This is a genomic window from Acetobacter nitrogenifigens DSM 23921 = NBRC 105050 (genome assembly GCF_000429165.1).
In the GTDB taxonomy this organism is placed as follows: domain Bacteria; phylum Pseudomonadota; class Alphaproteobacteria; order Acetobacterales; family Acetobacteraceae; genus Acetobacter; species Acetobacter nitrogenifigens.
This window is the reverse complement of record NZ_AUBI01000015.1, coordinates 65344-86201: the sequence shown is the minus strand read 5'-3', so window position 1 is coordinate 86201 and position 20858 is coordinate 65344. Positions and strand designations below refer to the sequence as shown.

Genomic DNA, 20858 nt, shown 5'->3' with positions numbered 1-20858 from the left:
TTTGGTCCCACCTGTTCGATCACCCGAAGACATCATCCTCGAAGAGGAAACAAGACAGAATGCAAAACGGTCACAATGAATTTGCCACGCCGCGCGTAGTGTCGCCGATTCTCGCTGGTCTGCCGCCAGCGGTACAAGCCACAGCCGAAGCGATGCGCAGGCAGGCTATATGGATGCGCCAGTCGGAACGCATGGCGTCTCAGCGTCACGATGAAAAAACTGCGAAAATGTTCAGAGATCACGCGGAAGATGCCGAGGCGCATCTGGAGGTTTATCTTCTGCCGTTCGTAATCACCCGCGACATTGCCGTCGCTGATCTGCCCGCGAACGTTGTCCGGTTTCCGCGAGCCCAGCCATGACTGCATTTCTAGCCCCGTGGTTTTTGATCCTCTGCGGCTATAGCGGGCATAGCGGATATTCGTATGTGCAAATCCCTCAGTCCTCCGAGGCAATTTGTCGACGAAACGGGAATGCTCTGACCGGCACAGAGACGCCGCACGACATTCGGTTTTATTCATACACCTGCGTTCAGACAGGATTTGCCCCATGACCGAACGCGCACCCGGCGATATCCTCGACGCCAACCCGATCGACGGGATCGACGGTCGATCCGTCAATCTTTTGTGGGCTTCGTTGGATTAGAGGGATCGATGATGAGAAACCAACCAACAAGCCCGGCGCGACGCATCCTTTTCGGCGTGGCCCGAACCTTAGCGTTCATCCACGGTTTCCTGGAATTCACCGTCGTGGTGATCGGCAGCATTCTGAAAGCCATTTTGGAGGTGTTGGTTCCATGAGTGAGGCGATTACTCCACGATGGCTCGATCGAGATGCGTTGGCACGATACATCAACGCGAAGGTCAACATGCTGTCGCGTTTGGTTGAGCAAGGGAAACTTCCCCGTCCATCCAACCATCTTGGTCCTCGGTCGCCACGCTGGGACATTTACGCCGTCGACGCCGCGATGCTGAAGGCGTCAGGTTTCCCCATCCCACAATCCACTGACGAGGCGGTTGCCCTTGCCTGCGAAGAAATCACCATTGCCGCGAGAAGACGTAAAGATCGTCCGAAAGACGCTCGCGGACGGATCGGTTAAGGAATACCGATATGCCAAAAAGAGAAAGACGGACGAGCGTACCAAGCAATCTGCCGGAACGGTCGGCGCGGTGCTGCGCCTCTACTTCGGCAGCCCCGAGTGGATGGCCACGACGCTCAACACAAAGAGATCACGTGTCATCTATCTTCAGGAACTCGACCGGATCGGCGATATCCCTCTGGCAGAGCTCAAACGACGCGTAATTCTTCAGTTCCGAGACACAATCGCTCGCACACGTGGGCCGGGGGCCGCGAATCAGTTCACTCAGTCGACTAGCGCATTTCTCTCGTGGGCGCTCAATCGCGAGTGGATTGAGGCGAATGCAGCCGCCCGCATCCGACACCTCCCCATGAAGCCCCTACCCGCCTGGACTCCGGAGATGGTCCGCGCCGCACTCGCCGTCCTACCCGCGCACCTCAACCGGGCAATTATACTGGCGCTGTTCACAGGGCAGCGCCGGAGCGATCTATGCGCGATGAAGTGGGCCGATATCTCGGGCAACTCCATCTACGTAAAGCAGGTCAAAACCGGAACCGAGTTGTGGATCCCGCTCCATCCCACCTTACTCGCCACCATGAGCGCATGGCCAAGAACGGCAGATACGATTCTCACCGGGATTCGGGGCGGTCCGATGACCATCTACAATCTGACGCGGAGCATGAACGACGCGCAGGCGAAGGGCCTCATACCGCTAGGTTTCAACGTGCACGGCCTGCGGAAGCTGGCTGCGACGCTACTGGCGGAAGCCGGATGCTCGACACATGAGATAGCTGCGATCACCGGCCATAAGACGCTCAAAATGGTCGAGCACTACACGCGATCCGCCGATCAGAAACGCATGGCATCAGACGCAATTTTGAAGCTGGAAACCGCAAATTGGAAACTGTTGGAAACCACGATTTAATGCATTGATATAAAACGATATATTTTTTCTGAACCAATAAAAATAGAAAACGAACCCCTCTACGCCTGCGCCGCGCGCCATCTCCGCCTGCCGACGAAGCACGTCAGGATGATCAAGAGTATAATGACCCAGATCGCGAGGCACGCGGGGTTGATAATGGCCGACGAAGCGCGGCAACCCGCGCGCCACATTGGTCCACTCAGTAAATCCCTCTCCCCACCATTCATCGTTCCGCGCCACGTGATGAAATTGCGGAAGATAATAAGCCAGTACGCGCGCACGACGAACCGCCGAATTCGGAAGCGGGCGACGCGTCTCGAACAGCGGTCCCGGGCGCGTCAGGCGGCGCACTTCTCTGGGGATGCTCGGCTCTTCCTTCGGCATACTCGGGTGCACGCCCTCTTCCCCGCGATGCTCAAGATAATGCAGCAACGGGTTTGCGTCCGGATCACTCGCCAGATACCTCGCCCGATAGAAGGCCGGATCGAATTCGGGGAACGGCCGCCGCGCCTCGCGAAATCCTTGCATCATATAGTGTTCGAGCGGATCCAGGCCGGCATCCGCTACGTCAGGGTAGGCCTTGAGATAGAAGCCCCGATCGAATTCGGGTATCGGGCTGATGTCGTTGCGATGACGGTTCAGCAGGTAATGCCTAAGCAGCAACATGCCCTCGGGCACAGGGTAGGTGCGACCGTACCACACGGGGTCGAACCAGACGGCTGGCCTCCGTCCCTCTGCTTCCCCCACGGTCACGTAATGTAACAACGGCTCGCATTCGATATCCGGGTATCGCGCCAGATAATCCTGCGGATCGAAGCAGGGATTCGGCTTTCGTCCCTCACGCCATCCGTAATGGTGGTAATGCGCCAGCGCTCCGGCTCCGACGCCAGCCAGATCAGCGTGAGACGAGAGGTAATATTGCGCGTCGAACAGGCCGGAATGCCCAATGAGTTGCAAAGGCGAGATGTCGGATCGGTCGGCAAGGTCCTGACCTGAATCCGAGCGGTTTTGAGCTTCCCTAAAGTCCACCTGGCAAGCCGCTTCACTCATTTTGTTGCACTTCGTCAAACGTCCGTTAATATTAATCAGCCGTCAACGATTTTTAGACAGTTCGCACCCAACCAACTTACTTTTGCCTTCTTGCTATGAAGCGCAATCAGCCCTATGTCCCCGGGCGCCTATGGAAGCCCGAACCCTGACAGACCAACCTGACACGCCGCCCGAAGTCGATCACCAGAGAGCAGTTTTCCCTGAAGGACTCTCTCTCGATTGCGGGGCCTTACTGGCGCCGGTTGAAATCGCCTACAGAACCTATGGGAAACTGTCGGAGGCTGGCGACAACGCCATCCTGATCTGTCATGCCCTGACGGGAGATCAGTACGTCGCCGAAACCCATCCCGTGACAGGTCGGCCAGGCTGGTGGGAGCGAATGGTCGGGCCGGGCAGGCCAATCGACACTGATCGGTTTTTTGTCATCTGTTCGAACGTGCTGGGCGGGTGCATGGGATCAACAGGTCCCCGCTCCCCCAATCTCTCTCGCCCCGCATTCGATGCTCGGGAAGACGGAGACGCCGTTCACGAACCCTGGGGCACAGAGTTTCCACCGATCACTATTCGCGACATGGTCAGGGCCCAGCATACGCTGGTGCAACGACTGGGCATCAAGCGATTGTTCGCCGTTATCGGCGGGTCCATGGGGGGGATGCAGACGCTGGAATGGGCGGCGACCTACCCGGAGATGGTCTTCGCCGCTATCCCGATCGCCACCGCACCATTCCATTCAGCCCAGAATATCGCGTTCAATGAAGTCAGCCGTCAGGCTATTTTCGCGGATCCTGACTGGCGCGGCGGCCGCTACTGGGAAAGCGGATCGATCCCCGCGCGCGGACTTGCCGTGGCGCGCATGATGGCGCACATCACTTATCTTTCAGAGGAAGCTCTGACACGGAAATTCGGCCGACGCATCCGTCGCCAGAGCGCCTCTGCAGAGACGTCAGGCGATCTGGAACATCCGCTTTCCTTTTTCGGCGAAATCTTCGAAGTCGAGTCCTATCTCCGACATCAGGGGTCGAGCTTCGTGCTGCGCTTCGACGCCAACTCCTATCTGACCATTACCCGCGCCATGGACTGGATGGATATCGGAGCCGAGCATGACGGCGACTACGCCGCCCCCTTTGTCGGCACACGCACCAGATTCTGCGTCGTTTCCTTTACGTCCGATTGGCTGTTCCCTACGTCACAGTCACGCGTGCTCGTTCGCGCGCTCAACAGGGCTGCGGCCAATGTTTCGTTCGTCGAAATCGACAGTGACAAAGGCCACGACGCGTTTCTTCTGGATGAACCAGACTTCGACCGCACCATACGTGGCTTCATAACCGGGGCGGCGGAACATGCAGGCCTCCATATCGGTCCAAAACTATGACGCCCGGCTCGCAACCCTCCGGACCGAAAGTGACGGTTGGCGAGTCATCGTTATTGGCTTTCGTGAAAAATCGTTAAAATGCGTCTCGACCAAAAATTGATCGCACAGATGATCGCCCCCGGTTCCCGCGTGCTCGATATCGGCAGCGGTGACGGCAGCCTGATCGACCATCTCTTTCGCGAACGCGGGTGCGATGCGCGCGGCATAGAAATAGACATGCAGGAGGTCACACGCTCCGTGGCTCATGGCCTTCCCGTGGTTCATGGGGACGCGGATCATGATCTGGCGCATTACCCGGACGAGAGTTTTGATTATGTCGTGCTGCAACGCACGCTTCAGGCAGTCGAACGTCCAAGAGAGGTGCTGCGCCAGATGCTACGCATCGGGCGGCACGCCATCGTATCATTTCCCAATTTCGGCCATTGGGAGTTGCGGCTCAAGCTCCTGACCAACGGGCGCATGCCAAATACAACTGTCTGGAACACGCCCTGGTTCGCAACGCCAAATATCCACCCGTGTACGATCCGGGACTTTTTGGCTTTGTGCAGCGATGAGCTCTATCGGGTCATAGACTGGATGGCCATCGACGAAGAAGGTGAACGTGCGCCATGGCGTCGTTCGATTCGACTGGCCAATCTATTCGGCGAACAGGCTCTTTTCCTGCTGGGACGCAATGAACCTGCCTGCCGCGATGGGGGCCGAAAATGACCGCTGCACTCCAGAAATCCAAGACAATGTTAGCCGCTATCGATGGTGGCGCGAGCAAAACCATTCTGCGTTTGGTCACCCCTGATGGCGTAGTTCTGGGAGAAGGTCGCTCTGGACCGGCGAACGTGGCTACCGATCCGGAGCAGGCATGCGCTTCGATAGAGGCAGCGTTGCACGATGCGCTCATCGCCGCACAACTCCAACGCGGCGACATCGGGCGAGACGCACTTCGCGTCTACGCGGGAGCAGGAGTGGCAGGAGCGGAAATCGCCGGACGCGCCTCCGCTATTCGTGACGCGTTTCCAGACTTTGCCGCGTTTGTCACTCGCACGGACGCCTACACATCCTGCCTTGGCGCACATGGCGGGAAGGACGGTGCGGTAATTGCTATAGGCACCGGCAGCGTCGGCTATGCGATTTCCGGCGATCAGTCGCATCGCGTAGGGGGGTGGGGATTTCCACAAGGCGATGAAGGCGGCGGGGCCTGGATCGGGCTCCAGGCAGTCCGCCACATGCTCCATTGCTATGACGGGCGATTACCGAAAACCGACCTTTTCCACCGCATCTGGGCAAAGCTTGACCAGAGCGAGGGCGGCGATCCTCTTAGTTGGGCGATCGGCGCCTCCGCGTCGCGTTTCGCGACGCTCACGCCGGTCGTCATCTCTGCCTCACGCGACCGCGATCAAGTGGCGTCTAAAATTTTACACGACGCAGCCCACGAAATTGCAAACATCTCTGGCACATTGCTGAAAAATAAACCTTTTCTTCATTTGCCGCTGAGCATCCTCGGAGGATTGGCTCCGATTTTGCTTCCCTACCTGCCAGAAACGACAAAAAAACTGATAGTCGCACCCAAAGGCGACGCCCTTGACGGAGCGATCTCATTGGCGCGCAAAGCCTGGGTGAAACAGGAGGCGTTTTTTCAAGGCCCCTGAAAACTTATTTGCTTGCAAAAACAAATACGCCTGATGCCGCGCCATCCACGAATTCGTTGCAATTTAGTAAGGACTTGAAAAAAAATCGTGACGTTGTAGAGATTCTTGCACGCAGCGCACCCTCAGGAGGCTTGCCAAGCGGTTGAAAACGGCCAAAATGAGGCACGGAGATCACGACAACAGGCTTACATCCAAGCGTCTTGAAAATTCGCGCAGTTTCGAATAGATTGCGCACCGGGGTAAGTTAATGCGGTTATATATCTTTGTGTCTGCGTTGAAATAACGCGGTTGCTCCGGAGAAGCTGTTCACCCCTTCGAAATGTCCCCCGTCGCTTGCGATCATTAATTCGACGCCATACTGGCCCGGATCGAATGCGCGCTAAATTGCGCCGCGCGGCACACAATCTGTCACCATGGCGGGGGCCTGCATTATGGACCCCATCGTTCCCTGGGCGCCAGGAGGCGTTTTAGTTAAATGACGACGTTCGCGGACCTTAAACTCGCCGATCCCTTGCTGCGCGCATTGGCCGAGGAGGGTTACACCACCCCCACCCCCATTCAGGCCCAATCGATCCCGCATCTGCTGCACGGACGCGATCTGCTTGGTCTGGCGCAGACCGGAACCGGCAAGACCGCCGCGTTCGCCCTGCCAATTCTACAGCACCTTCTGACCCATCAGAAAGCGCCGTCGCCAAAAGGCGCCAGAGTGCTCGTGCTTGCCCCCACCCGTGAACTGGCGTCGCAGATTGACGCCAATTTCAAGGCCTACGCCCGGCATATGAAGCTGCGTCAGGCTGTAGTGTTCGGCGGCGTCGGACAAGGGCGGCAAGTCGAGGCCATGCGTCGCGGCGTAGACGTTCTCGTCGCCGCACCCGGACGGTTGCTGGACCTGATGGGCCAAGGGTACATTGACCTTTCCGACCTCGAAGTTCTGGTTCTGGACGAAGCCGACCGGATGCTCGACATGGGCTTCATCCGCGACATCAAGCGGATCGTCGCCAGCTTGCCGCGCGAGCGCCAGACCCTGCTGTTCTCGGCCACAATGCCGCGCAGCATATCTGATCTCGCCCACACCTTGCTGCGCGATCCCGCGAAGGTCGAGGTCACGCCGCCGTCGAGCACCGTCGATCGCATTCGACAGGCTGTCATGTTCGTCGAGCCCGACAAGAAAAAAGACGCTCTCCTGCTTCTGGTGAACTCCCCGAAAGTCTCCAGAGCCGTCGTGTTCACACTGATGAAGCACGAAGCCAATAAGGTGTCCGAATTTCTCAACCGTAGCGGCGTGCCCGCCGAAGCGATTCACGGCAACAAATCCCAGGGCGCCCGCGAACGTGCGATGTCGGGCTTCCGGGCGGGCGACCTCAAGGTCCTGGTTGCGACGGACATCGCCGCACGAGGCATCGACGTGGACGACGTCACACACGTCTTCAATTACGATCTGCCCAACATCCCCGAAAGCTACGTCCATCGCATCGGCCGTACTGCCCGCGCGGGCCGCGAAGGATGGGCCGTATCGTTCTGCGACCCGGAACAGCGCGCCTGGCTGCGTGACATAGAGCGCACCATCGGCAAACCTGTGCCGGTGGTGCGGGATCATCCATATCACTCCGACGCTGCCGAGAAATCGACCCTCCCACCTCCGGTGCTCGGCGGCGGCGGACGCGGACGTGGAGGACGTTCGTCTTCGAACGGCGGCGGCGGACGGTCGTCCGGGCCGCGGGCGCGCCGCGTCGCGTAGAAACAAGCCTGCTATGACCTGATCGTAGCAGGCTTGGCTTAGAGCCACCTTTTTAAGCATGTGCGGCTTAAGATCTACGTCAACTGACGTCGGTCCTGCCGCGCTGGCTGTATTACCTCGGGGTCCTCCGCAGCGAACGTGACCACGACCATCATGAGACTTCGCTACACGGAGCATGAGGGGGGTGTTTTCCTCCATAAATATGCGTGCTGAACTTCGCCTGACGACGTTACTCGCTGCGCCCGACACGAATTCAGGCAACATCACGGGTAATAATAGACCGGCAAATCACTGTCATTGAGACGTCATTTTTCGGCCTGCGCGAAATACGGTATGGCGAAGCTCAGAATTGGACCGGCATGACGCCGCCTTTTCGCTGGGAGTTAAGACATGCCGATCCGCAATCGCCTTCTTGCCGCTCTTCTTCTAAGCGCCGCGCCTGTTATCGCGCCGCTAGCCTGCGCCGAAGAAATCACCGGCGCAGGCTCGAGCTTCGCTGCGCCAATTTATCAGGCTTGGGGGGACGGCGCCAAAACCGGCGCCGGCGTGTCCGTCAACTATCAAAGCGTCGGCTCCAGCGCCGGACAGAACCTCGTTCTCGCCCGCACTGTCGACTTTGGCGCGTCCGACGCTCCGATGAGCGCTGATAAACTATCCTCCGGTTCGCTATATCAGTTTCCGACGGTCGTCGGCGGCATCGTGCCGATCGTCAACATTCCCGGCGTCGCCGCCAATAAGCTGAAACTGACGGGAGCGGTGCTCGCCGGCATCTACCTCGGCGACATCACCAGCTGGAACGATCCGAAGATTGCCGCCCTCAATCCGGGCCTGACGCTTCCCGACACCGCCATCGCCCCTGTCCATCGCGCCGACGGGTCTGGCACGACCTTCGTGTTCACCTCCTACCTTGCGAAGGTTTCTCCGGATTGGAAGGACAAAGTTGGCGCAGCGACGTCAGTCCAGTGGCCGGGCGGAGCTGGAGCACGCGGAAATGACGGGGTTGGATCGTCCGTCCGCGCCACTGAAGGCGGCATCGGGTATGTTGAATACGCCTACGCTCGCCGCAACTCGATTTCGACGGCAGAGTTGCAGGACAAGGCTGGCGAATTTGTCACCCCGAACCTCGATAGCTTCTCGGCGGCCGCAGCCTCGGCGGACTGGGCGCATTCCACGAATTTCGCTGTAGATATGCTCGACGTCGACGGCAAGGGCGTATGGCCGATCGTATCGGCAACGTTCGTTCTTGTTCCTACGAACCCGAAAGATGCAACCCGCGCCGCGTCCGTTCATAAATTCTTCGACTACTCCTTCAAAAATGGCGACACAGCCGCCAAGGGCCTCGACTATGTCACGCTTCCGGAAAGCGTGAAAAAAACGATCGAATCTCAGTATCCCGGGCATCACTGATCTCTCCGGATCAGGCTGGTTTGTATAGAGGCGGGCTCATTCGAGCCCGCCTTTTTTGCGATCGCGCGAAAGCATTAAACGTAAACATGCAAGAAGATTTTCAATCGCGTTGATCAAGGGCGATGCATATGTTCGATATGGCGACGATCCCGGCTTCGAACCGGCATGCCTCTCGTTCATACAATACGAATATTATAAACAATAAAAAATTAATACATTTAATTGAGAATAACAAAATACAATAGACCACACATTACCGCATACACACCATTTCAATAAAAAATCTCGAATTATTGTAATGAATATTTAAAATTGCTCACGAAAACGAAATTTTACCAACACTTTCAAACACACCTCATCCAATAAAAATGTACGCTGACGCGGCCACGCGAAACGCCCTATGCTCGGCGTCAATCCGTAATTCGCACCAGACGCCAGCCAAGTTCCCCTGACGCGGCGTGCGCGCCCCAACGTCAGGAGATTATTCGTGGATATGAAGGCGCTCAAGGTGTTTCTGGAACTTGCCCGAACCGGCTCTCTCCGTCAGACGGCAGAAAAACTGAATACCTCCCCCGCCTCCGTCAGCCGCAAACTCGACCAGCTCGAATATCAGTTCAGAACTCAACTTTTTGACCGATCTCATAGCGGAGGAAAACTAACCGCGGCGGGAGAGGTGCTGCTTGGGCGTGCGCGCCTCATCGTTGCGGAGATGGAGACGACGCTTCAGCTTGTCTCCGATCTCAAATCCCTCAACACCGGCTCTACAACGGTATACGCGGGCGGAGCGATTGTAGCTGAGCTTCTGGCGCCCGCCCTCTGCGCATTGCACCGCCAGCATCCGGGCCTTCGCTTCCATATTCACGAAGGACGAACGTCCGAATTGATCGACGCACTTCGCCAGGGCGCAGCCGATGTCGGTGTCGCAATCTTCACCCCTGAGGCCGGCAGCCCGTTCGTCAGGCGAAGCGTGCCGCTTGACCACGCTCTGATTGTGGCCCCGGGGCACCCCCTGACTTTGCAGACGCATGTCCGGATTCAGGATCTGGCGCGCCACGCGATCGCCATTCCCGACGAATCCTTCAGCCTGCGACGCACGCTCGACGCGGAGTGTCTTCGGCATGGCGTCACACTTGAACCCACGTTCGTCACTGGCTCGCTGGTCATGCAGAAAGAATTGGCCATCCGCGGAGCCGCCGCCCTCGTGCTTCCCCCTGAGTGTTGCCGGCGAGAAATTGAAGCTGGGCTGCTCACCTCCATTCCGTTCAAACGCCCGGATCTCGTGCGGACGCAGCTCGACTTGTGCGTTCACCCCGACCGCGTATTGCCGTTCGCTGCGAAGACTCTCCACGACACGCTTGCCCTGAGCCTTCTGCGTCGCGCTGAAGAGCGCCTTGCTCTCCCCAGCGACATCCCGGAAGAGTAGAATCCATCGCAAATATGGCGTTGCAGAAAGCGTGGCGCCGTGCGTCGCTTTTCGATCTCGGTTTTATCGTTCCGTTTCGTTATCGTTTTATTCGACCCCCCCCCCCGCAACCTCTGGAAAATCGGACATGTCCACGATGAACCTGTCCCAACCGTCCACACTTCCCCGCTTCAGGACGCGCCTCTGGCTGGCGTCCGTCAGCACACTCTGTCTTTCCGTTCATCCCCTCTGGGCCGAAACAGCCACCGCGAAAAAGGCGCCCGTGCGAGCCCAGACGACGTCACACGCTCGAACGGCTGACTCCCGGTCAGTTCCGCACGCTCCTGCGGCGAAGACGCAGCCGAGCGCAGCCGCTTCGGCAGCGTCCGCTCCACGCCTTGAGGAAATCACGGTCACGGCCCAGCGGCGACGCCAGACGGCGCAGAGTCTTGCGAGTTCGATCAGCGTCATCGGCGGCAACACGCTGGTCGAGCGCAACGTCAACACCGTCTTCGATCTTCAATACCTGACGCCGTCGCTGCAGGTGACGCCGCAGTTTGGCAGCGGTCAGCCAGCATTCGCCATTCGCGGCGTCGGCTTCAACGATTACGCCAGCAATAACGCCCCAACCGTCGGCGTATACCTTGACGAAGTGGCCAACCCGGTCCCGTTCGCGAGCAACGGCATGATGTTTGACATCAGCCGCGTAGAGGTTCTCCGCGGCCCTCAAGGCACATTATACGGCCGCAACACGACCGGCGGGGCAATTAACTACATCCTCAACCACCCTACTGACCAGTTTCATGCCGGGCTGACCGGTCAATATGGCCGTTTCGATGCCGGTAAGGTCGACGGTTACATATCCGGCCCGATCGGGCGTTACCTGAAATACCGCCTGTCCGGGCAGACGCAACAAGGTGGCGCCTGGCAATATAACGGCTCCGGGGCGCATCTGGGGAATGTCGACAGAGGCGCGGCACGGTTGATTGTCGAAGGACAAGCTACCGAAAACCTGAAGGTCACCTTCAATCTTCATGGCAGCCGGGACCGTTCAGACGCCAACGGCATGCATCTCTATTCGCCACTGACAGCTCTCAACATCCTTCACCCCACGCAATACGGCGTTTTCCCTGCCGACACTGATCGACGGATCACGCATTGGGGCACGTCTTCGCAATTTGCGTCCGAAATCGGCATCAGCCCGAATACAAAGCCATTCAGCCACATAGACACGGGGGGCATGAGCCTCCGCATTGATCAGGATTTTTCCTTCGCAACACTCACTGATCTTGCAAGCTACGACGTCGCGAGTCGTCAGGAATATGACAACTACGACGCGTCTTCCGCCGCCATTGCGGACGTATATTACCAGTCTCGCGCGAATGTCTTTTCCAACGAACTTCGTCTGACATCGCGCGGGTCTTCACGCCTGACATGGGTTGGCGGCATCTACTACTCCAACCAGTACCTTTCCGACCTGTACCGCTCCGGCTTCATGCAGTCCTACGGTTACGACCGCGCCGTCCGGTACTCGCAATCCGTCAACACCATCAGCGGATTTGGGCAGGCGACCTACAAACTGACTGATAAACTTTCTATCACCGGCGGCGTGCGGATCGAACACGAAATCCGGCGACTCTATGGGTTTCAGTCCTATATGCTAACCGGGGTCGACACCGGTTCTCATCCTTACGGTCCCGATCAAAGCTATAGCTATACTAAGCCGTCAGGAAAATTCTCTGTCGAATACAAGCCGTTCACGCGCGATTTGCTCTACGTGTCCTACAGTCATGGGATAAAGTCCGGCGGCTTTACGACTTACAACACCAACTCGCCGAACGTGTCGACGAAACCGTTCAAAGCCGAAACGCTCGATGCATGGGAGATCGGAAACAAACTCGATCTGCCAAAGGAAAATTTAAGACTGAACGTTTCAGGTTTTTATTACGACTATCACAATCAGCAGATTCAATCCGCCGTAGTGAACCCGGCAACCGGGCTGGTCGGCTCGATTGTCAACGCGCCACGCTCGCACCTCGCAGGTCTGGAATTCGAGGCAGACTGGTCGCCACTCCCCGGCCTCACTCTTACGCAGTCGGGAGGCTGGACGATCGGCCAGTTCGACAAATTCAATTCCGTACTGCGTGCTGATCGCATCAACGGCAGCTATGTCGGCGTATACGCAAGTCGCAAAGGCAACAGCCTGCCTTTCCCCAAGCTGACCCTCAACGGATCTGCCACATACAAATGGGATCTTGGGAACTATACGCTCACGACCGGTATGAATTACAGCCTGCGCTCAACATACCGTTCCCTGTTCGGCACTCTTTACAACGTCGCCGGTTACACGCTTTGGGGCGCGACGATGTCGTTCTCTCCCAAAAGCAAACACTGGACCATCGCGGCGTTCGGGAACAATATCTTCAATAAACAATATGATGTGGAGAGAAACTATTTCGTAAACGGCGACACCGTCGCCCTGTCCGGAATGCCCGCGACCTGGGGCGTTCAGGCTTCGGTGAACTACTGACCATAAGGACATGGGCGACACGCCCATGCTGGAGCGTCTTCCGATGACCAGACTACACGCGCTCGACGCCACCGCCATGCTCTCCGGCTACGCGTCGGGCGACTTCACCCCCCGGGACGTTATCGAATCACTCAACGCACATGTAACCCAATGGGAGCCTCAACTGTGCGCTCTCTACGCATGGGAACCGGAACGCGCGCTTACGGAAGCTGCTGCGTCCACCGAACGTTGGCGCAAAGGTGAACCGCAGGGCGCATTGGACGGCGTGCCCGCGACAGTCAAGGAACTGATCGCGACAGAGGGACATCCGATCCCTCTGGGCACGGCCGCTCTGGAGCCCGCTCCGGCGACAGCGGACGCGCCTTGCGCCGCGCGCCTCCGCGAAGCCGGAGCCATCATCTTCGCCAAGACGACGATACCGGATTTCGGTATGTTATCTTCCGGTCTTTCAAGTTTTCATCATCTCGCCAGAAACCCATGGGATTTGTCCACGAATCCCGGAGGCTCCAGCGCTGGCGCCGCCGCCGCCGCCGCCGCGTGCTATGGCCCACTGCATGTCGGTACGGATATCGGCGGCTCGGTGCGCCTTCCCGCCGCCTGGTGCGGCCTGACGGGTTTCAAGCCGACGCTCGGTCGCATCCCTATCGACCCGTATTATACAGGCCGGTGCGCTGGTCCCATGACGCGTGGCGTGGCCGATGCAGCTCTGATGATGGCGACGTTGAGTCTGCCGGATTCGCGTGACGCCACCAGCCTGCCCTATGAGCAGGTCGACTGGTTCGCTCCTGCTGAACCGCCCGTCGGCTTGAGGGTAGGGCTTATGCTCGACGCGGGCTGCGGCATGTCGCTCGACCCGGAAATCGCGGTTGCGATCGAGGCGGCTGCACGCATATTCGAAGACGCTGGCGCCGTCGTCGTGCCGGTTTCTCCTGTCATGAACCAGGCCATTCTCGACGGCGTCGATGTTTTCTGGCGCGCGAAGTTTTGGGGGGACATCAAGGACCTTGATGAATCCAAGCGCTCGCTGGTTCTGCCTTACATAACAGAGTGGGCGCGCGGCGGAGAGGACGTGTCGGGCGTGGAGGCCGTACGCGGCTTCAACCGCACCTTTGAGTTACGGGCCACGTGCGCCGAACTGTTCGACTCAGTTGACGTGGTTATTTCTCCCGTAACGCCCAATGTCTCATTCCCGGCTGACTGGGCCTCTCCCCTGAACGACCCAGCACGCCCCTTCGATCATTGCGCGTGGACGCTGCCGTGGAATATGTCCGAGCAGCCTGCCATATCCGTGAATTGCGGCTTTTCGCAGGAAGGAACGCCGATCGGCTTGCAGATCGTGACGCCGCGCTACAAGGACCTGCAGGCTTTGCAACTCGCCGCGTGGTTTGAAAGTCAGTGTGGACGTGTCGAACGGTGGCCCGGAGAGGCCGATTCGCCGCCAGCGTGACACGAACGAGTCGACACTTTATCGCCGCAGCCTGCATCGGGATTTTAAGCACATGAAACGCCGCGCTCTGATCGCCTCCGCCGCCGCTCTGCCTCTGCTCGCCAGAGCTTCGGCGCGCGCCGCCGTTTCTGGTCACTCTTTCGGCCCCGGTCGCCCCGGGCCGCTGAATCTCATTACCGACGTGGCCGGACTGCGCGTCGGACAGGCTCAGGATTCGAAAGCAAGAAGTGGCGTCACTGTCATTCTTCCCGACGGGCGCGCTTCAGCGGCAGTGGATGTACGGGGCGGCGGCCCCGGAACCCGTGAGACAGATGCGCTCGATGGCTGGAACCTTGTCCGATCTGTTGACGCCATCGTTCTCTCCGGCGGCTCGGTCTACGGCCTCGCCGCGGCAGATGGCGTGGCCGCGTGGCTGGGCGCGCACGGCCGTGGGTTCTCTTTAATGAAGCAGCCTGGCGTGCCGCCGTCCCCGATCGTCCCGACCGCGATTCTGTTCGACCTCGCAAATGGGGGCGACAAGAACTGGGGCATGACCCCGCCTTATCACGACCTCGCCATCGATGCGGTAGAGCATGTGTCCGATCGCTTCTCTCTCGGCACGGCAGGCGCAGGATATGGCGCTGGCGCTGGCGCGCTGAAGGGCGGTCTGGGTTCGGCCTCCCTGCTTACGGGAGACGGCATGACCATCGGCGCTATTGTCGGAGTGAACAGTCTGGGTTCCGCGGTTGTCCCCGGCACAAGAAATTTCTGGTCCGGACCGTTCGAGTTTGGTCAGGAGTTCGGCGGCCTTGGCGCATCATCCGCGCGAGTCGCGGGCGAAGACTGGGGCGAGGCGAAAATCAACCCGGGTGCGCGAGCCAACACGACGATCGCGTGTGTTGCGACCGACATGGCGCTCGACCCGGACGAACTGAAACGGGTGGCCATGATGGCGCAAGACGGGCTGGCGCGCGCCATAAGGCCGATCCACTCACCGTTCGACGGAGATGTCGTATTTGCCCTGTCGACCGCGAAAAAACCCCTCCCTGCGGGACCGAGGCAGTTTCTGGTGGCGCGGATCGGGGCTGCAGCCGCAGATGTTCTGGCACGGGCCGTGGCTCGCGGCGTGTTCGAAGCGACGTTGCCGCCCGGCATGCAAGGCCTGACCTGGCGCACTCTTACCGCAAAGCCATAACCCACGCGGCATTTCACAGGCCGGGATGGCGGCGTTTTGCGCCCCGAATTCAACCGCCTGTTCACGAGAACGAGTGGTTTATCCGCCCCGCCAGCGGATAAACCACTCGATATTTTTATTAAAATAGCGACAGCGGCGTCAGGATAGACACACCCCTTCCCGGGCGACGCCGACCATGGGCGGCGTGTGCATGACGGCATCCGCCAGACGCGCTCTCTGCTCCTGCAGCGCCTGACGCAGCAGGCAAACGACTCCCGGCACGCAATTGCCACACTGAGCCCGGCATTTTTTCGCGGCGTAGATCTCAGTCGGACGGGTGGCTCCAGCCACTACTGCCGCCTGAACATCTTTGTCAGTCAAACCGTTACAGGAGCAAATGAACATTATGCGCCTTCCACCTCACCAGACGAGGCATTAAAAGCACATATGAGAACGCTTCGCAATATCACTCAATCTCGAGCAGGTCTCTCTTGTGAGCGATGCATGCCTCGTCGATCCCGCCGACAGAGGTCGAGCCTGATTTTCGGCCCGGCTATGTCGACACGCATCTAAAAAATTATACCACCCGCTCCTCTCAGCGAAACGCTGCAAGCCATAAAAGCGAAAGCTCGTTTGCGCCCCCCCCCCCCCCTCGCCTCATGCGCCTGCTTCCAGTCGAGCGTTAATCCTCGGCTTTTGATCGGCAATTCGCCTGATTCGATTGGGTATTTCCTCCTGCCGGGGCTGAGCTTTAGACAACCTCCCGAAAACTCTGCGGTTCCGGCAAAGCGGCGGCACGCCCCAACCCCAAAGCTACAGACAAAGCGCGATCAACTTCCTGGGTCGAGTAATGATCTCGCATCATTCGCGCGCCGGTGCGCCCCAGTTCATCTGCGGTTTCCGGCGTGCCCAAAAGACGAATGATTTGCGTGGCGAAATCCTGCGCTTCGTCACAGACCAGACCACGAAGCCTGTCAGGCAGAGGCAGCCCTTCGGCTGCGACTGAACTCATCACGCAGGGAATTGCCGCGCCAAAACTGGCAAGCACCTTACCCTTGAGACCTGCGCCAAAACGCAATGGCGCGACGGTCATCCGGGCCGTCTCGAACAGATCGTCTGTCAGATCATTGACGCCGCCGACGACATGCACGCCCGGGAAATCCTTTGAAAGCTTAAGAACGGCGGGCGTCGCGCCCTGGCCGGCGATCACGCAACGCGCCTCCGGCCGTTCGCACCACACCAACGGCATGATCGTTCGCACGAGATGCAACGCCGCATCTTCATTCGGCGCGTGGCTGTAGTTGCCCAGAAATACAATATCGTGACGATCTGCCGCCTGTGTACGCACGGCGCGACACGCCGTGTCCCAAGGCACGACGCACACGTTCAACGTCGGCGCCAGCTTCCGCAACGTTTCGGCTTCAAACGACGAATGTGTCACAACCGCATCCGTCAGAAGCGCAGCTGTGATTTCAAGAGTCCGAACGCGCTTGGCCATCTGCGACAGGTCTACGCGCCCTTCCACATACGCTTGCCGATCAAGACGCAGGTGATGAAGATCCGCAACTCCGTAAACAAGTCGAGCTGCCGGCTGATAACGCTTCACAAGCCCCGCATAGGCTGAAGCTACGCCGCAGCGATGTAAGTACACCAATTGAAATGCGCCATTCTGCAGACGCAGCACATCTTCCGCCGCGTTGTAGAAAGGAGCTTTGGCGACGAAGACGCCTTCCCGCTCCAGATTCGAAACCGCCTCGGCCGAACATTCGCCTCCCGGCGTCGCGACCGTCACCTGGTACCCCAGCCGAACGAGCGAGCGAATATGAGACAGGATCGCGTCGGATCCCCCGTCCCGTCCCGGCAAAGGAAGAACTTCATCAATGACCAGAGCCCGCGGCCCCAACACATGCTCCCTTCCAGCCCGGCCACTGGATCGACGTTTCTGTAGAACGTCGTCTCGTCCGCGACGATCCGCATGATCGTCGGCTGCCGCGTGGCGGATACGTTCAACTTCTCTGGATAGAAAACTCACAATGCCAGCGCGATCAGACGCTTCGTCCAGCCCTGCGACGGCACGGGTTATCGTCATCTCCAGGTCCTGATCGAAGCTATGACCTGGCTCAAGAACAACCGGCGATCCCGCCAGCTGCTCTTCCGTACCCGCGTGGCGCGCAACGATCAGGTGACGACGCCCGCGATCAAGAGGTTCAACGAAACTATGAGCCAAGCCGTTCCAGCCTGAACCTATGCCCGCCTGGACAAGGTCACTACGGGACGCATTTGCTGTAACGGTGGCGACGATTTCGTCGTTGACCAGAATATCCACCGCTACGCTCTTGAAAGGACATCCCGCGTCCCAAGCCCACCCACTGACGCCGTTCCGGTCAGCATGGTCGAGCCACCCCTGGAGTGGGGATGCAGCCTCCTCCCCACTGCCCGTTTGACGACCGTTCGTCTCAATTACTTCACTGCCGGTCGAGGCGCTACCCTTCCGAGCCCGAGCGCGCTCCGCCAGCTGTTTCTGGATCGCGGCCAGCCTCTCCCCATCCTCTACGCGCGGCGCGCAGTAAAGCGGGGCGTCTCGTCGGGCGTCCGGATACAGCGTTCTATATTCTGAGGAATTTTGGAAAATTCCCCGAGCCCCATCCTCCACGTAGCTTTCGCATACTGCGCCATCCGCCACGATCAGTTCATGGTCGTCAAACTCCAGATGCAGGTATTCGACATCTCCGACGACAGGACTTCGCAAGATGGTCTGGCCGTTCACCAGAGCGCCTGCAGGCGCCAGAACGCCGTTGACATACATTGCGTGAAACGGCGAAACACGAAGGTCGCGGCGGGGAACGCCCTCCTTCAGAGCCCCCTCGCAAATCGTCACAGGCAAAACATTTGTGTTATTTTCTACAAAATCTGCGGAGTAACAACGCCGTCCAATCCACCGAAGACGCCGGAGCCCACCCGCTGCATTCTTTACCAGATCCCCGATGCTCAGCGTTTCGACCGGCGCCTCGCCATCGGCCGTTTCGATCATCGTGCCTGGGCAGAAGCATGCGACATAATTAAGCATCATGCCGCCGCTGTCTGCGTCAGAAGCAAGAACGAAATCGGACAGAACAAGATCAGACTGCGATGAATCAAAATCGATCGTCTCGGTCAAACCGCCGCCCGAAACCGTCAACACCTGCCCAGCCAGCGACATCGTAGCCCCAGCGGAAAACGCGTCCAGCGCCAACGTGCCGCCACTTTGAAGGACCAACCCCGAAACACCGGCAATGGACGCCTCAATTTCCAGGGTTCCGCCACTTTCAACGGTGACTTCGCTGACTGAGCCGGTACCGTCGCCTGCATCGTCGCCAATAACCACCGCGGATCCACCGCTTTGGATATCAAGGCCGCTACCCGTTGCGCCGAACCAGACCTGCCCCAACCCGCCGCTTGCGACGGTGACCCCGGAAACAACACCCCCGGCGTGGATATCCTGCTCTCCGCCAGAGGCGACAGTCGTGTCGTATGCCGAGCCGCCAGATTCAATATCCTGAAAGCCGTGGTCGGCAATGACAGTCCCGCTTGCATAACCCCCGGAGCTGATAACCTGCGAGCCGCTGCTGGTGTAAGAGACGCCGCTCAACGTCGTAGCGAGCGCGCTGCCCCCTGAGTAAACCGTCTGCGTCGCTGCTGAGATGGTCGCCCCGCTAACCACCGCGCCATAGATCAGCTGAGACGCGCCGGCGCCGATCTGCGCGCCGCTATCGATGCTGCCGCTTGACAGCATTTCCAACGCAGTCGTCCCGGTCACAACCGCATCGTAAGTCGCGGCTCCGGAATCTACTTCCAGGGTTCCCGCCACCTGTGCGTCATAAATGACGCCCCCCGCGCTGATCAGCGCCTGCCCGCCTGCAAGAACCGTCGCGCCGCTGACGACGCCGTCCGCGCCCAGAGCAGCAGTTCCTTTATAAGTGCCCGCGCCGAGATGGCCGCCAGAACTCACAATTACTCCGGAAACCACGCCTCCCGACGAGACGTACAGGTTGCCGCCGGAGCTCACGACTGTCGCTGAAGCGACGCCTGTGTCCGTCACATACAAGGACGAGATCGTCGCGCCGCTTCCCACCACGACATCCGTGGCGACACCGGAACTTACGTAGCCGTTCGAGTTAATGACGGTCGGCGTAACATCGCTCATGAGATTTCCCAAGCTGCTTAATCGGACCGAACGCTTTAGCGCGATGATCTCCGGGAACCTCACTATTGTAATTAAACGCTAATTTTTCTTATACAGACGGGCGCTTCCTGAAGCCCTCCCACGCGTACAAACAAAACGGGCCCGTCAGAAAATCTGACGGGCCCGCCCCTACGCCGACCATGCGCCGTTTTCACCGCCTGAAACCCGAAAATTTCTCACCTCTCCTTTCAAGAGGCGAAGAAGTCAGGTTCGCGCGGGCTCGGGTTACTCGCCTTTAAGGCGCTTCACGCACTGGCTGTAGTAACCACCGCCTTTTTGAATCCAGACAAGGCCGCCATTACCACCATTCGTCTTGTTCACGTGATACTGGTCAAGGCAGGTTTTCATCCGCGCTTTACCAGCGCTCAGAGACGAATATTTGGAAGAAACGGCGGAGGGAAAAACCGCGTTGCCTGAATAGCTGGTTACAGCCTTGCTTCCCGTCGTCGAGGCAGGCGGCGCCGCAGAAGCAGGAGCCTGAGACGAGGCCGCCGCAGGCGCTTCGGTCGCAGCCGGCGCAGACGCCGGAACGGTCGTAGCCGCCGCGTCCGTGGCGGAGCAATGCCCCGCCTTATAATCCTTATACGTCTGTCCGTTCAGCGTTCCCGCCTTGCGGGCTGCCGTGAAGTCGGCGTGACACTCTTTCGCCGTCAGCGCCTCGGCGGCGCCAGGAGCCAAGACTACAAGGCTACCTGAAAGCAGGCCCAAAGAGACTGTTGCTGCATGTATTGAACGACTGAGACGCATGAGACACCTGCACTCTTGTTGAATCCGACGCCGCCGAGGTTTGGCCTCGCACTGTCAGTCGAATTCCCAAGACTATCGCGACAGGCTCACGTGCGACAGGGGCGCGACGCAAAAAAGGCGCGCCCCCGATGACGACTGGACCAGGCG

The 20858-nt window shown here is 59.0% G+C and carries 17 protein-coding genes; 13 read left to right on the top strand and 4 right to left on the bottom strand.

The features are described 5' to 3' along the window. Positions 1-59 precede the first annotated feature (59 nt). From G442_RS0115070 to G442_RS0115055, 4 genes are all read left to right on the top strand, one after another. Positions 60-359, top strand: coding sequence for a hypothetical protein (locus tag G442_RS0115070; RefSeq protein WP_026398658.1), 300 nt, complete (start codon positions 60-62; stop codon positions 357-359). Between the two features lie 294 nt (positions 360-653). Beyond that, positions 654-797: a hypothetical protein gene (locus tag G442_RS25215; protein ID WP_154660389.1), complete on the top strand. Its 144-nt coding sequence runs from the start codon at positions 654-656 to the stop codon at positions 795-797. Beyond that, positions 794-1096 (top strand): helix-turn-helix transcriptional regulator, encoded by a 303-nt coding sequence (locus tag G442_RS25210; RefSeq protein WP_146882546.1) that lies wholly within the window; start codon positions 794-796, stop codon positions 1094-1096. Before G442_RS25215 ends, G442_RS25210 begins: the two co-directional genes overlap by 4 nt. A 70-nt stretch (positions 1097-1166) precedes the next feature. Beyond that, on the top strand, positions 1167-2000 hold the full coding sequence (locus G442_RS0115055) for a tyrosine-type recombinase/integrase (RefSeq protein ID WP_246789474.1): 834 nt from the start codon (positions 1167-1169) through the stop codon (positions 1998-2000). Here the strand turns inward: G442_RS0115055 and G442_RS24020 are convergent. Continuing rightward, positions 1941-3050, bottom strand: a complete 1110-nt coding sequence (locus tag G442_RS24020) for a glycoside hydrolase family 99-like domain-containing protein (protein WP_051292383.1) — start codon at positions 3048-3050, stop codon at positions 1941-1943. The genes G442_RS0115055 and G442_RS24020 overlap by 60 nt on opposite strands. Positions 3051-3180: 130 nt before the next feature. Between G442_RS24020 and metX the strand changes: the two genes are divergently transcribed. The 9 genes from metX to G442_RS0115000 all read left to right on the top strand — a co-directional run bounded on the left by metX (position 3181) and on the right by G442_RS0115000 (position 15763). Continuing rightward, on the top strand, positions 3181-4422 hold the full coding sequence (gene metX, locus G442_RS0115045; protein WP_051292382.1) for a homoserine O-acetyltransferase MetX: 1242 nt from the start codon (positions 3181-3183) through the stop codon (positions 4420-4422). 78 nt (positions 4423-4500) lie between these two features. Then, positions 4501-5130, top strand: a complete 630-nt coding sequence (gene metW / locus G442_RS0115040; RefSeq protein ID WP_026398655.1) for a methionine biosynthesis protein MetW — start codon at positions 4501-4503, stop codon at positions 5128-5130. Then, a complete protein-coding gene (locus tag G442_RS0115035) occupies positions 5127-6065 on the top strand; it encodes a BadF/BadG/BcrA/BcrD ATPase family protein (protein WP_035376722.1) in 939 nt (312 codons plus the stop codon). Before metW ends, G442_RS0115035 begins: the two co-directional genes overlap by 4 nt. A 475-nt stretch (positions 6066-6540) precedes the next feature. Then, on the top strand, positions 6541-7803 hold the full coding sequence (locus G442_RS0115030; RefSeq protein ID WP_026398653.1) for a DEAD/DEAH box helicase: 1263 nt from the start codon (positions 6541-6543) through the stop codon (positions 7801-7803). Between the two features lie 390 nt (positions 7804-8193). Further along, the gene (gene pstS / locus G442_RS0115020) at positions 8194-9210 is read left to right on the top strand and encodes a phosphate ABC transporter substrate-binding protein PstS (RefSeq protein WP_026398652.1); all 1017 of its coding nucleotides are present in this window, start codon (positions 8194-8196) and stop codon (positions 9208-9210) included. Positions 9211-9703: 493 nt separating this feature from the next. After that, on the top strand, positions 9704-10633 hold the full coding sequence (locus tag G442_RS22610; protein WP_051292381.1) for a LysR family transcriptional regulator: 930 nt from the start codon (positions 9704-9706) through the stop codon (positions 10631-10633). A 127-nt stretch (positions 10634-10760) separates the two neighbouring features. Continuing rightward, on the top strand, positions 10761-13142 hold the full coding sequence (locus tag G442_RS22605; RefSeq protein WP_246789473.1) for a TonB-dependent receptor: 2382 nt from the start codon (positions 10761-10763) through the stop codon (positions 13140-13142). Between the two features lie 43 nt (positions 13143-13185). Continuing rightward, complete coding sequence (locus G442_RS0115005) at positions 13186-14589, top strand: amidase (protein WP_026398651.1); 1404 nt, start codon at positions 13186-13188, stop codon at positions 14587-14589. Between the two features lie 52 nt (positions 14590-14641). Then, a complete protein-coding gene (locus G442_RS0115000; RefSeq protein ID WP_026398650.1) occupies positions 14642-15763 on the top strand; it encodes a P1 family peptidase in 1122 nt (373 codons plus the stop codon). 138 nt (positions 15764-15901) lie between these two features. Here the strand turns inward: G442_RS0115000 and G442_RS22600 are convergent, their stop codons facing one another. The 3 genes from G442_RS22600 to G442_RS0114985 all read right to left on the bottom strand — a co-directional run bounded on the left by G442_RS22600 (position 15902) and on the right by G442_RS0114985 (position 20711). After that, complete coding sequence (locus tag G442_RS22600) at positions 15902-16147, bottom strand: (2Fe-2S)-binding protein (RefSeq protein ID WP_051292380.1); 246 nt, start codon at positions 16145-16147, stop codon at positions 15902-15904. A gap of 346 nt (positions 16148-16493) precedes the next feature. Next, positions 16494-19925, bottom strand: a complete 3432-nt coding sequence (locus tag G442_RS22595; RefSeq protein WP_051292379.1) for a Hint domain-containing protein — start codon at positions 19923-19925, stop codon at positions 16494-16496. Between the two features lie 264 nt (positions 19926-20189). Continuing rightward, complete coding sequence (locus G442_RS0114985) at positions 20190-20711, bottom strand: hypothetical protein (protein WP_026398649.1); 522 nt, start codon at positions 20709-20711, stop codon at positions 20190-20192. Positions 20712-20858 lie beyond the last annotated feature (147 nt).